The organism is Homoserinimonas sp. OAct 916, from assembly GCF_003260275.1.
In the GTDB taxonomy this organism is placed as follows: domain Bacteria; phylum Actinomycetota; class Actinomycetes; order Actinomycetales; family Microbacteriaceae; genus OACT-916.
The window spans coordinates 1-394 of sequence record NZ_QJHB01000061.1; the positions used below are offsets into that span (position 1 = coordinate 1).

1 pseudogene is annotated in these 394 nt (G+C 63.7%); it reads left to right on the forward strand.

Annotated elements, in window-relative coordinates:
* Positions 1-394 (forward strand): annotated as a pseudogene (locus DL891_RS16695) (MFS transporter); the annotation flags it as partial.

The window sequence follows — 394 nt, forward strand, 5'->3', positions numbered from 1 at the left end:
GGTCTATCTGGTCATCGAGAGCTGGCTGCTCACCTCCGGTGACCAGAAGGTACGCGGCAGGCTGCTCGCGCTCTACATGATCTCGCTGTATGCGGCTGGGGTGATCGGTCAATTGTTGCTCGGTGTCACCGATGCCATGGGCGAGGCCGCGCCGTTCATGGTGATCGGCATGTTGGCGTCGCTGTCGGTGTTGCCGATGGCGATGATCCCCCGTGTGTCGCCGCTCATCGATCATGCCGAGCCGCTGTCGCCAATGCGCCTGATCACGCTCACGCCCACCGGGGTGATGGGCAGTTTCGGCTCCGGTCTGGCAGTCGCCGCCGTCTATACGCTGCTGCCGCTCTATCTCCACCGCATCGGCCTTACGGTGGCGCAGATCGGTCAGCTGATGGCA